The sequence below is a fragment of the Streptomyces xiamenensis genome (assembly GCF_000993785.3).
Lineage (GTDB): Bacteria > Actinomycetota > Actinomycetes > Streptomycetales > Streptomycetaceae > Streptomyces > Streptomyces xiamenensis.
In genome coordinates this window covers 4219609-4231460 of sequence record NZ_CP009922.3, presented here as the reverse complement: position 1 = coordinate 4231460, position 11852 = coordinate 4219609, and the positions used below count along the sequence as shown (strand labels likewise).

Annotated in this window: 8 protein-coding genes and 1 pseudogene; 3 read left to right on the top strand and 6 right to left on the bottom strand. The window is 71.1% G+C overall.

Annotation, left to right across the window (positions count from 1 at the left end; all coding sequences use genetic code 11):
• Positions 1-51 precede the first annotated feature (51 nt).
• The 4 genes from rsrA to SXIM_RS19645 form a co-directional block, all read right to left on the bottom strand.
• Complete coding sequence (gene rsrA / locus SXIM_RS19660) at positions 52-387, bottom strand: mycothiol system anti-sigma-R factor (protein WP_030733319.1); 336 nt, start codon at positions 385-387, stop codon at positions 52-54.
• Entirely contained in the window at positions 384-1034 is a 651-nt protein-coding gene (locus tag SXIM_RS19655; RefSeq protein WP_030733316.1) for a sigma-70 family RNA polymerase sigma factor, read from the bottom strand. The genes rsrA and SXIM_RS19655 overlap by 4 nt, the downstream gene beginning before the upstream one ends.
• Before the next feature lie 334 nt (positions 1035-1368).
• The gene (locus tag SXIM_RS19650; RefSeq protein ID WP_046724783.1) at positions 1369-2223 is read right to left on the bottom strand and encodes an SOS response-associated peptidase; all 855 of its coding nucleotides are present in this window, start codon (positions 2221-2223) and stop codon (positions 1369-1371) included.
• 132 nt (positions 2224-2355) lie between these two features.
• Positions 2356-4113 (bottom strand): glycoside hydrolase family 6 protein, encoded by a 1758-nt coding sequence (locus tag SXIM_RS19645; RefSeq protein ID WP_046724782.1) that lies wholly within the window; start codon positions 4111-4113, stop codon positions 2356-2358.
• A 385-nt stretch (positions 4114-4498) separates the two neighbouring features.
• On the opposite strand from SXIM_RS19645, the gene SXIM_RS27520 reads away from it, so the two are divergent.
• Positions 4499-5413, top strand: coding sequence for an SCO2400 family protein (locus tag SXIM_RS27520; RefSeq protein WP_425473472.1), 915 nt, complete (start codon positions 4499-4501; stop codon positions 5411-5413).
• A gap of 158 nt (positions 5414-5571) precedes the next feature.
• Here SXIM_RS27520 and SXIM_RS19635 read toward each other — a convergent pair.
• A pseudogene (locus tag SXIM_RS19635) lies at positions 5572-7536 on the bottom strand (glycoside hydrolase family 48 protein); the annotation flags it as partial.
• A gap of 616 nt (positions 7537-8152) precedes the next feature.
• On the opposite strand from SXIM_RS19635, the gene SXIM_RS19630 reads away from it, so the two are divergent.
• Complete coding sequence (locus SXIM_RS19630; protein WP_046724780.1) at positions 8153-9568, top strand: glycoside hydrolase family 6 protein; 1416 nt, start codon at positions 8153-8155, stop codon at positions 9566-9568.
• A 91-nt stretch (positions 9569-9659) separates the two neighbouring features.
• Here SXIM_RS19630 and SXIM_RS19625 read toward each other — a convergent pair whose 3' ends face one another.
• On the bottom strand, positions 9660-10001 hold the full coding sequence (locus SXIM_RS19625) for a glyoxalase superfamily protein (protein ID WP_425473471.1): 342 nt from the start codon (positions 9999-10001) through the stop codon (positions 9660-9662).
• A 331-nt stretch (positions 10002-10332) separates the two neighbouring features.
• On the opposite strand from SXIM_RS19625, the gene SXIM_RS19620 reads away from it, so the two are divergent.
• Positions 10333-11319: an NAD(P)/FAD-dependent oxidoreductase gene (locus SXIM_RS19620; protein ID WP_046724779.1), complete on the top strand. Its 987-nt coding sequence runs from the start codon at positions 10333-10335 to the stop codon at positions 11317-11319.
• Positions 11320-11852 lie beyond the last annotated feature (533 nt).

Genomic DNA, 11852 nt, shown 5'->3' with positions numbered 1-11852 from the left:
GGGCGCGCCCTCGGGATGCGTGCGGCGGACGGGCCGCACGGCGCGGGCGCGTCAGTCCGCGGTCGCCGCCGGCGGAGCGGTGGCCCCACCCGGCTGCCCCGTACCCGCGACCGAGCCGGCGGCGCCCGTGCCCGTACCCCTGATCAGATCGATCCGGTCCAGCACCTTGGCCCGCAGGTCGGCGGGTACCTCGTCCTGGCCGCAGCAGCGCTTGACCAGCTTCTTCACCGACTCCTCGAGGCCGTACTCGGCCAGGCACGGCCGGCACTCCTCGATGTGCTCCTGGAACTTCGCGGAGTCGACATCGGGCATCTCCTTGTCGAGATACTCGTACAGATGGCCCAGGACCTCCGAACAGTCCGTGGGGCGCGACGGGTCGCCACTCATGAGCCTGAGCCTTCCTGTGCCCCGCCCGTGCCGGCCGGGACAAGGCCACGCTCACGGGCGTAATCACTGAGCATGTCGCGCAGCTGCCGACGGCCGCGGTGCAGCCGGGACATCACCGTGCCGATGGGGGTACCCATGATGTCGGCGATCTCCTTGTAGGCAAAGCCCTCGACATCCGCGAGATAGACGGCGATGCGGAATTCCTCCGGGATCGCCTGGAGTGCCTGCTTCACGTCGGAGTCGGGCAGGTGATCCAGCGCCTGCGACTCGGCCGAGCGCAGCCCGGTCGACATGTGCGACTCCGCCCGCGCCAGCTGCCAGTCCTCGATGTCCTCGGCGGCGCTGCGCTGCGGTTCCCGCTGCTTCTTGCGGTACGAGTTGATGAAGGTGTTGGTGAGGATGCGGTACATCCACGCCTTGAGGTTGGTGCCTTCACGGAACTGGTGGAACGAGCCGTACGCCTTCGCGTAGGTCTCCTGCACCAGGTCCTCGGCATCGGCGGGGTTGCGCGTCATGCGCAGCGCGGCCGAGTACATCTGGTCGAGGAAGCCCAGGGCGTCCCGCTCGAAGCGCGCGTTGCGCTCCGCGTCCGTCTCCCGCGCGGCCTCGTCCCGCGACGAATCGTCCGTACCGGTGACCTGACCCACCTCCTCCTTCCGAAAGGCGACGAACCCGGGCATGGGCCCGTCCGTTTCGGAGGATAGACGACGGAAGGGCCCGTCCGCCGGTCGGGAGGACCGCTCGGAGGCCAGTGCCAGCGTCGCCCAGTCCACCTCGGCGGCGGCCGGCCGCCGCGGTCGGGTCGGGCAGCTGATGGATCCCATGGGGGACGTCTCCGCTCTCTCGTCTGCAGTGCGTGCTGTACAGCCCGTACGCATGGCACAACACGGCGGGTGCGCGCCGCATTCCTGCGCGCCGCGGTGATCACGCTCACGTGGGCGGAGCGGGCCCCGCGGGGCCCGGCGCGCCGCGCGCCCCGGCTCAGAAGAGCGTCTCCTCCTCGGGGGCCGGCAGGGCGGCGACCAGCTCGGGGCCGTTGTTCCGTACGTTGCTGACGTCCGTGGTGACCGGGTACGCACGCACCGTGCCCGGCGGGGGCGGCGCCAGCAGCTCCCGGATGTCCTCGGGGTCGGTGCGCGAGGGGTCCAGCCAGGCGTCCCAGCGGTCGGGCAGCAGCATGAGCGGCATCCGGGGGTGGATGTCGGCCAGCGACCTGGGCCCCTTGGCGGCGGCTCCCACCGCGGGGCCCGCGGGCTGCGGATTCCCTTGCGGCGCGTCCGCCAGCGGGGTGTCCTCCGCGTCGGTGGTGAGGACCGTGCAGGTCACCCACCAGGCGCGCGGATGGTCCTCGGGAAGGGTGCTGTCGCGCCAGAACTCGTACAGTCCGGCCAGCGCCATCACCGAGCCGTCGGCCGGGGTGACGAAGTAGGGCTGCTTGCGCTGCCGCTTGCGTTTGCCCTTCTCCTCCTCGGCGCGCTCGTCGCCTCCGGTGGCCCATTCGTAGTAGCCGTCGGCGGGGAGCAGGCAGCGGCGGGCGGCGAAGGCCCGGCGGTAGGAGGCGCGCTCGTGGACGGTCTCCGAGCGGGCGTTGATCATCTTGGCAGCGGATTCCGGGGACTTGGCCCAGGAGGGCACCAGGCCCCAGCGCAGCACCCGCAGCTGGCGCACCGGCTCGGGGCCGCCGCCCTTGAGGGGGCGGTCGAGGACCGCGTACACCTCTTTGGTGGGGGCCACGTTCCAGTCGGCGGGCAGCGCCTCGGACGGCTCCCAGCGCTCGATGTCGAAGATCGTCGCGAGATCCTCCGGGCTTCTGCTGGCCGCGTACCGTCCACACATGTGATCAAGCGTAGTGCGCCGGGGCCCGTGCGGTGACGGGCCCCGGCGGCATCGTGGTGCGGTGGTCGGAGCGGACCGGGGGCGGACGCTCCCGGCCCGGTCAGACCGGGTCGGGCCGCGTCACGGGGTCGGTCACAGGGGCGGGTAGGCGTTGGCCATCAGCTGCTGGAACTGGGCGGAGAACCAGTGTCCGGAGACCGGGGCGTCCGGCAGGGCACCGGACATGTTGTTGTTGTTGCGGGGGTTGCCCTCGTAGGTCGGGTCGCACATGCGGTCGAAGCCCTTGCCCTCGTCGTTCGGGATCTCGGTGCTCGAGCCGTCGGACTCGCCCGGGGGCTTCATCCACACGTACGCGTCGATCCCGGTGGCGGGAGCGGCGGTCGGGCGCTCACCGAGGCCGGCGCCGGCCTGGTTGCACCAGTTGCCCTGGTGGATACGGCCATCGACGCGGCTGCCCTCGACGAAGGCGTCCAGGCTGGTGCGCGGACCGGGGCCGGAGGGCCGGTCGGAGCCGCCCCAGCCGCTGCGGGAGGTGTCGATCAGCATGCCGATGCCGGAGTTGAAGCCCTGCCGGACCAGCTCGGTGCGGAAGGCCTGGGCGAAGCCCTGGTTGTCGACGTAGCGGTTCCAGTCGACCCACTTCGACTCACGGACCGAGGCGCCGTTGATGGAGTCACTGATGGAGTAGTACGGCTCGACCGCCGGCCCGAAGTTGGCCGTGTTCACGATGAAGCCGTGGACATCGTCGACGGAGGCGCCGGCGGTGGTGGCGGCCGTCTTGAACAGCTGGGCCGAGGCGGTGAAGTTGTCGTCCCAGCCGATCCAGCCGTAGTGCCCGGCGTCGACGTAGTTGTAGACGTTCGGGATGGCACCGAGCTTGCCCAGCGCGTACCCCACGCCCTCGACATAGTTGCCGTTGGCCTTCATCACGTCGCACTCGGGGGTGGCCGTGGGCCGCGGGGTGACGTTGGTGACGAGGTTGGGCAGCGAGTCGATCTCGATCGTCGTCACGATCCGCAGATCCGCGTAGGCCGGATCGGCGAGGATCTCCGCGATCGGATCGATGAACTCGGACTTGTACCGGTCGATCTCGGTCGGGCCCAGCTCACCGTTGGACGCCAGAGCCGAACAGTCACGGCCCGGCAGGTTGTAGACGACGACCTGGAACACGAACTCGCTGTGGCTGCGGGCCTGGACCACGGCGGCGTCGAGGTGGTCGCGCAGACCCATCGTGCGGCCGGCGCCCTGACCCGTGCCGTTGATGGCGGCGGTCCGGTCCAGCCACACACCGGTCGGCTGGTTGGCGATCCGGCTGCCACCCGGTTCGGCGGCGGCGTTGGCCGACCACTCCGGATTCACATACACACCGGCGCCCACGTACGGGTTGTCGACGCGGTCACCGGGCGGGTTGCCCGGCTCACCGGGTCCGCCCGGCCCACCCGGGTCCTCGCCGCAGGTGACACCGTTGACCGCGAAGCTGGTGGGCGCCGCGTTGGAGCCGCTGTAGGTGAACTGCGCGCCGGTGCTGACACTGCCGCCGTTGGCGGCGATGCCTGCATTGTGGGCGGCGTTGCGGACGGTGATGTTGCGTCCGGACTGCGACCACTGGCCGTTCCAGCCCCCGCTGAGGGTCTGGTTGCCGGCGTAGGCGTAGCTGAGGGTCCAGCCGTTGACGGCCGTGGTCCCGGAGTTGGTGATGGTGACATCGGCGGTGAAGCCCGAGCCCCAGTCATTGGTGCGGTAGTCGACGGAGCAGCCCACGGCGGCGGCGGAGGCCGTGCCCTGGAGCATGCCGCCGGTGCCCAGCGCAGTGGCGATCAGCGCCCCTGCTGCCAGCAGGGCACGGCCGCGTCTGCGCCGGCGGGGAAGTGGGGAGGTGCTGCGGCTCATCGGAGTCCCTTCGTCCTTGAAAGGTCCACACCCCACGGCCGGTGGCCCGGAGTGCGGTGCGATGCGATGCGGTGCATGGAAGCGCTCCCACTAGCTGAGGGGAAGGTAGCGCCTCCGACTCCGGTGCGCCAGATGTCTGTTCAGAAATTGTGCCCATGAAGTCACCAGAAGGTCAGATACTGCAAGGAAATCACCGGACAGTCATGACCTGGCGTCCAAAGTCTTGACACATACGCGTCATAGACACATCGTTGGGAGCGCTCCCACTAGCTACGGAGCTCGCGTCACTTTGCTCCCACAGAACCGCCCGTACCGCCCGGCACGTCCACGTCGCTAAGGTGTCTCGCGCACCACCCACCCCCCTCGCACGAAGCCGGGTAAGCCCGTGGACTACTGCATAACCTGCCGTCGGCACCTCAACGGAGCTTTGACATGTCCAGGATGCGGCGAAGTGACCTCTTGGCAGCAGCCGCACCAGGACCCTCCCGCGTCACCGATGGCGGTCGGCGGACGCGGCAGTGACCACGCCACGCCCGGCGGACACTCCGGCTCGGCCCCCGGCTCCGGCTCGCGGGGCCGGCGCGTACCGGAAGACGGCCACGACGGGGGCGACGATCCGGCACGCCCCGGACAACTGGACGACTCCCCCGCCCCTCCTCCCGCCGGCGGCGGGCGCGCCGACCGGCGCGGCAAACGCCACGCCTCCCGCCCCCGCAAGGGCCGCCGCTACGTGCTCGGCGCCGTCCTGGGCATCGTCGCCGTCGGCGTGCTGGTCGCCGAGGTCGGTGAAGTACGGCTGCCCCTGCAGCGCGAACAGCCGGCCGACTCCGGCCGCGCCACCGATGCCGCCTCCGAGTCCTCGGGCACGGAGGAGGACGGGGAGACCACGGACGACGCCGCCGAGGGCGGCGACACGGCGGCCGGCCCGAGCGGCGACGCCACCGTCACCGCGGGCGAGAGCGGCTCCCCGTCGGAGGGGGACGACGGCGACGCCGCGGGCGGGGACGAGGACGACCCGGACGCGGACGAGGACGCGCGGGACGGTGACGAGGAGAGCGCGGGTGAATCCCCACCCCCGGACGCCTCCAGCTCGGGCAGGGTGAGCCCTCCTCCCAGTGACACCGGTGCCCCTACCGAAGGGGCCTCCCCCGATCCGACCGAGACCGCGCCGGGCGAGGAGGAACCCTCCTCGCCGCCGCCCCCGGACGACAGCGCCGGCGGTGGTGACGGCGACGGAGACGACGGAGACGACGGCAACAACGGGGGTGGCGGCAGCTGCTGGCTGTGGTGGTGCTCCTGACCCCGGCCCGGGCCCCGGAACCACCCTCGATGGGCCCCCGGCCACGGCACCGCCCCCGCACCCCGCCGCACACGCCGGAAGCCCCGGCCGGCGCTGTGGCGCCGACCGGGGCTCCGGGCGTGGGTGCGTGGGTGGGTCTCCCGTGGTGATCCTGCCCGCTACGCGCCGTCCCCGAACAGTTCGGAGTACGTGGCCATCGCGATGGCGATGTCCGCCTGTGCCCAGAAGCGGTGGTACTCGAAGGTCGGCGCGGGACCCCCGTCCAGGTGGGCCTGCACCTTCGCCCAGTCCGGGTCGTCCTGGTAGAAGGACCGGATCGACTCGAAGGTGGCGCCGGACTCGATGACGTCCCCGTTGGGCATCTCACCGCTCCAGCCGGACGGGATGTACACCGGATCGTCGAAGCGCGAGAAGTCGCCGCGCTCCTCGGGCACCGCGATGCCCAGACCGTCGGAGTTCTCCCACAGCGCGTCCAGCAACCCGGCCGCCGTGTCCCGCGCGGCCGTGTCACCGCTGGCCGCAGCGTAGTACGACAGGGCGTTGGCCAGCGAACCGGTCACCCCGACGTCCTGGGTGTACTCGGTGACCGTCACGTGCAGCCCGGAGTTGCTGCCCGGGTTGGAGGGGTTCCAGGTGTCGGGGCTGCCCGACCACGACAGGGTGGACGGGATCTGGAAGTCCCCTCCGCTGCCGATGGTCACATGGTCCAGCACCCAGCCGACCCACTTGTCGAGCACTTCGCCCGCCATCGTGTCACCGGACTCGTGGTAGTACTCGGCGAGCCGCTGCATCGACCAGGCCTGCATGCCGAACCACTGGTTCGACGGCGGGTCCCGGTAGACGGGCGCCTCGTCGTAGAACAGCCCGTAGAAGGTGGGGGTGCCGGCCGGCGGGGTCGCGTAGGAACCCTCCCAGCTGTTCGTGGCACCGCCCGCGATGCCGCCCTCGGCCGACTGGAGCCAGCGGTAGAACTCCACCATCCGGTCCAGTGACTGCCCCCAGTCCTGCCCGGCGCTCGGGGAGTTGGGGATGAGCGCGGCGTCGGTGCTCAGCGCGTAGGCGGCCAGCGGGTTCTGGTACCCGAAGTGGGAGTGGCTGCTGCCGATGCGGTACGCCCAGCCCGCGTTCGGGTCCAGCGCGCCGCCCCAGCTGTAGTACCAGGACATCAGGTAGTGGGCACTGTTCTTGCCGCTGCCCGCCGGGCAGGAGGTGGCGCCGACGCAGTTACCCGCCCGCTTGAAGTACTTGTCGTACATCGAGTAGCGCAGGTAGTCGCCCATCTTGGACGCCTTGTCGACCGTGCCCGCCACGGCCGAGGCGTTGCCCTGCTCGGCAGCCCACTGGTTGGCCCAGTACGCGGCCTGCACGGCGCGGGCGTCGGCGTCGGGGGCGTTGGTGTAGCGCCACTGCTCGGCGTACCCCTGGTCATCGATGAACAGATCGAGGTAGCCGTTCTGCCCGCCGTAGGTGAAGTCCTCGCAGGAGGGGTGAGGCACGGTTTCCCATACCGATTCCTGCGAGCCGCGCTGGAAGGTGTTGATGAACGACGGCCCCTCGGTCTCCGGGCCGCCGCCGCAGGGATTGCCGGGGCTGTTGCCGAACCCGTAGACGTTGTCCACGTCCTGGAGCCAGTGCATCCCGTAGATGTCGGCGGTGCCGTACGTGTTGGTCAGCTCGCCGGCGATCGGATCCTGCCCCACGGACACGCCCTGGTTCATGGGGGACGGGTACGCCGAGGGGTCGGTGTGCTCCGCGGCGTACGTGGCCGGGCTCGACGCGTTGTAGAAGCTGTTCGTCGGCTGGTCGACGGAGCCGGGGATCATGTACTGCTCCATCAGCTCCCAGGCGTCGTTGAACGGGGCCCAGTCGCCGGTGACCTTGCCGTACTGCGCCTCCAGCCAGATCAGGTACGAGTACGCCTCGGAGGTCGTCTCGTGCCCGTGGTCCGGCGCCTCGACGATCAGCGTCTCCACGGAGTGGTACGGGATCCCCTCCGGTGAGAAGTACCCGTTCGCGGGGTCCTTGATCGTGGCGTAGAGGTCGAGGAACTGGCTCTCGAAGCGCAGCGCGCCGGGGCCGTCCGCGAGCGGGACGGGCGCGGCGCTGCTCTGCGCGGCGGTGGCGGTCAGCCCCAGGGGAAGGGACAGCGCCACCAGGCCGGCGATCCACAGCCGGCGGGTTCTGCGCGCGGCTCGGGTCGGGTGGGGGTCTTGTGGTCTCGCTCTGGTCGGGGTCCCGATGGGTGATCCGGTCCGGATACGCATCGTGCCTCCTCGCGGCTCGGTGGGGGGTGAGAGGCCGTGCTGTTCGTACGGAGGTGCTTGATCGAACCAAACCAGTGGGAGCGCTCCCAAGGATTCTGTCTACGAGGTGTGCACGTCAACCCCCTGGAGTACCGCCTCTGACGGTTATTTCTCGAACGCCCCCTTGGCGAATGGGGGCTTCGTGTCCTACGGTCCCTTCAACCAGTGGGAGCGGTTCCAAGCCCAAGGGCGCTCTGGACGACGCGTCACGAGGCAGCGGACACCGTTCCGTATCCCCATCCCACCCCCACGACCCCACACGCCCCCACGACCCACCCGCCGCACCCGTCACACCCACACCGGCCCCGCGCACCGCGGGGCCACCGGCGGCGGGCCGGCCACCGGGTACGACCCTCGTGGTCGCGCCACCGGCCGAACCGGCACAGGCACACCTTTCAGCAGAACACTCCAACCCCCACAACGGAGGAAGACTGCGATGAGCCGCACCATGAACCCCCCGCACGAGCATCCGCCGCACCGCCGCGGACGCCGGATCGCCCTGGCGGCGGGCGCCCTTCTCGGCGCCGGCGCACTGACCGTCGGCACCCTGGGTGCCGCCTCGGCCAACGAGGAGCCCAGCACTCTGGACCGGGTGGACAACCCGTATGTCGGTGCTGGTGTGTATGTGAATCCGGAGTGGTCGGCCAACGCCGCCGCCGAACCGGGTGGCAGTCAGATCGCGGATCAGCCGACGGGTGTGTGGCTGGACCGGACGGCTGCGATCGAGGGTGATGGTCAGGGCGGGGGCCGCACGATGGGTCTGCGCGACCACCTCGATACGGCGGTGGAGCAGGCGGCCGGGAGCGACGCGTTCGTCTTCCAGGTCGTCGTCTACAACCTGCCGGGCCGTGACTGTTCGGCTCTGGCGTCCAACGGTGAGCTGGGCCCGACCGAGATCGACCGGTACAAGTCCGAGTTCATCGATCCGATCGCGGAGATCCTCGCCGATCCGGCCTACGCGGATCTGCGGATCGTGACGACGATCGAGATCGACTCGCTGCCCAACCTCGTCACCAACGTCACCCCGCGGCCCACGGCCACCCCCGAGTGCGACGTGATGAAGGCCAACGGCAACTATGTCGAGGGCGTGGCCTATGCCCTTGACCAGCTCGGTGCCATCCCGAACGTCTACAACTACATTGACGCCGGGCACTACGGCTGGATCGGCTGGGACGACAACTTCACCGCCTCCGCCGAGCTGTTCAAGACGGCCGCCACCACCGGCGGCGCCACCGTCGACGACGTCCACGGCTTCATCGTCAACACGGCCAACTTCGGGCCGGCGGTCGAGCCGTACTACTCCATCAGTGACTCCATCAACGGCGCCTCGGTCCGTGAGTCGAAGTGGGTCGACTGGAACCGCTACGTCGACAACCAGGGCTTCGCCCAGGCCTTCCGCACCGAGCTGGTCCGGCAGGGCTTCAACTCCGGCATCGGCATGCTGATCGACACCTCCCGCAGCGGCTGGGGCGGCTCCGACCGGCCCTCCGGCCCCGGTCCGCGCACCAGCCTGGACGCCTTCGTCGAGGGCAGCCGCGTCGATGGCCGTATCCACCAGGGCAACTGGTGCAACCAGGCCGGCGCCGGCCTCGGTGAGCGCCCGACCGCCGCTCCCGCCACCGGGATCGACGCGTACGTGTGGATGAAGCCCCCGGGCGAGTCCGACGGCTCGAGCACCGAGATCCCGAACGACGAGGGCAAGGGCTTCGACCGCATGTGCGACCCGACCTACGAGGGCAACCCCCGCAACAACAACAACATGTCCGGTGCCCTGCCGGACGCCCCGGTCTCCGGACACTGGTTCTCCGCCCAGTTCCAGGAGCTCCTGGCGAACGCCTACCCGCCCCTGTGACCTGACCGCACAACGCACCACCGGTTTCACCCCCTCCTGAACGCACCCGCCCCCGGCGCCCCCTGCGGCCCGGGGGCGGGTTGCTGCCCGCCTATCCGGGCGGCGTACCGACCCGCACGCGATTTCCGTCCGGATCGGTCAGCTCCATCTCGCGCCCCCACGGCTGTTCCGTGACATCGACCGCGAACTCGGCGGCCACGGCGTCGATGTCCCGCAGCCGCAGATGCACGAGCCCGCCGGGCGGGGCGTCACCGGTGTGCTCGGACAGAAACACCTTCACCCGCCCGCGCACCACCTCCACGAAGGCCGGAAATCCCGGCTCGAACCGGTGCTCCCACACCTTCGCGAAGCCCAGCCGCCCCCACCACTCCACCGCGAGACCGGCATCGGCCACCCGCAGCACCGGCACGATCTCTTCCGCCACCTCGTCCATGCTCCGATGGTGTCACCGGCCACTGACAATCCGTGACGAACGGCAGCCGCGCGGGTTCCCGCGGCGGGTACGGCACACGCATCCGAGCCGGCCCACCGGCAGCTGTGCCCCGAGGCGGGTGGACCGGAGGGCGGCCGGCCGCACGCGAGCGATCGGGGTGGACGGTTTCCCGGTGACGACGCGGAGTCGCTCACGTCCCCGGGCCGAGCCCGCACACCGCCCGCTCGCGTTCACTTCTTGAACAGTGACCCCCCCACGCATCCCGGAAATGGCAACAGAAGTTGTCGCTGACGCATCGCGCTTCGCATGCTCGGTCGCGGAGGTGGTCAGGATGACCGACGACGCGTACGACACGCTGATCATGGGCGGCGGTGCGGCCGGGCTCAGTGCCGCGCTGGTGCTGGGGCGGGCCCGCCGGCGGGTGGCCGTGGTGGACGGCGGGGCACCCCGCAATGCCCCCGCCGCCCATATGCACGGCTTCCTGTCCCGGGACGGCCTGCCCCCGGGTGAGCTCCTGGCGATCGGCCGGACCGAGGTCGCCGGGTACGGCGTGAATCTGATCGATGCCCTGGTGGAGGACGTGCGGGCCGCGGGTGACGGGTTCGCGGTGCGGCTCGGGGACGGGCGGCGGCTCACCGCGCGCCGGCTCATCCTGGCGACCGGCTTGCGCGACGAACTGCCCGGCATCCCCGGTGTGCGGGAGCGCTGGGGCAAGGAGGTGGCGGCCTGCCCGTACTGCCACGGGTACGAGGTCAGGGACCGCCCGATCGGCGTCATCGGCAGCGTGCACCTGGCGCTGCTGCTCGGTCAGTGGTCGGGCGACATCGCCTACTTCCCGCACGACGTGCCCGTCGCGCCCCAGGAGCGGGAGCAGTTGGAGGCGCGCGGGGTCCGGATCGTCACGGGCCGGGTCAACCGGCTGGCCGTCGAGGACGACCGGCTGCGCGGAGTGGAGGTGGACGGCACAGGTTCGGTGGTACGGGAGGCCGTGTTCGTGGCGCCGGCCTTCGTTCCCCGGGACGAGGTCCTGGTCGCACTCGGCGCGCGGCGCCGGCCGAACGGCTTCATGGCGGTCGACGCGAACGGCCGCACCGACGTGCCGGGGGTGTGGGCGGCGGGCAATGTCGTCGACCCGCGCGCCCAGGTCATCACGGCCGCCGGGCAGGGCTCGGTGGCGGCGGCGCAGGTCAACGCCGATCTGCTCGCCGAGGACATCGCCGCGGCCGTGGCCTCCCGGCGCGCCGCCGGCGCGCTGTCCGGGGCGGGCGAACGCGCGGCCCACGCGGCACGCCACCACGCCGCCGATCCGCTCGGGTAGCCCGCCGGAGGATCGCGCAGGCCGTACGGCGCCGTACCGCCGGGCGGCCCGGTGGTGCCCATCCGGGCACCGCCGGGCAGTGGACGCGGTCAACCGGGCAGCCGGAGAAGGCAGAAGCGGGCTTCCCCCCACGCCACGCCACAGCGGGCCACCGGACTCTCCCCGGTCCGGCGCCCCTGCCACAAGAGGCCCCTTCGGCCCCGCTTTCCCGCCTGCGGTTGCGCCGCGAGCCTGTCCGCGCGGTCTGACAGCACAGCGCGCGGTGCCCGGAAGGACCATCGGCCGCTGCCCACGCGCTTGCCCGGAACGGTCATTCGGCCACCACTGGATGTCTCGTACGGGCATCCGTCCACGCTCCCCCACGGCCTGTCGTCAAGGCATCCCAGTCCGACCGAAGGGCGCGCCCGTTGCGTCTGGTGCTGGGGAGCGCCCAGGCCGAAGACTGGGGGGAGCACCGCACGGCGGAGGGTCGCCCTCGTAGCGGGCTGGTCGGGCAGTTCGACAACACAGCGAGGTGGCGGGCCGCGGGCCGG

Excerpts from the sequence above, each read along its gene's own strand:
- SXIM_RS19650 (WP_046724783.1), bottom strand. The coding sequence starts at position 2,223 with ATGTGTGGACGGTACGCGGCCAGCAGAAGCCCGGAGGATCTCGCGACG.
- SXIM_RS19625 (WP_425473471.1), bottom strand. The coding sequence starts at position 10,001 with ATGGACGAGGTGGCGGAAGAGATCGTGCCGGTGCTGCGGGTGGCCGAT.
- SXIM_RS19620 (WP_046724779.1), top strand. The coding sequence starts at position 10,333 with ATGACCGACGACGCGTACGACACGCTGATCATGGGCGGCGGTGCGGCC.
- SXIM_RS19645 (WP_046724782.1), bottom strand. The coding sequence starts at position 4,113 with ATGAGCCGCAGCACCTCCCCACTTCCCCGCCGGCGCAGACGCGGCCGT.
- SXIM_RS19630 (WP_046724780.1), top strand. The coding sequence starts at position 8,153 with ATGAGCCGCACCATGAACCCCCCGCACGAGCATCCGCCGCACCGCCGC.
- rsrA (WP_030733319.1), bottom strand. The coding sequence starts at position 387 with ATGAGTGGCGACCCGTCGCGCCCCACGGACTGTTCGGAGGTCCTGGGC.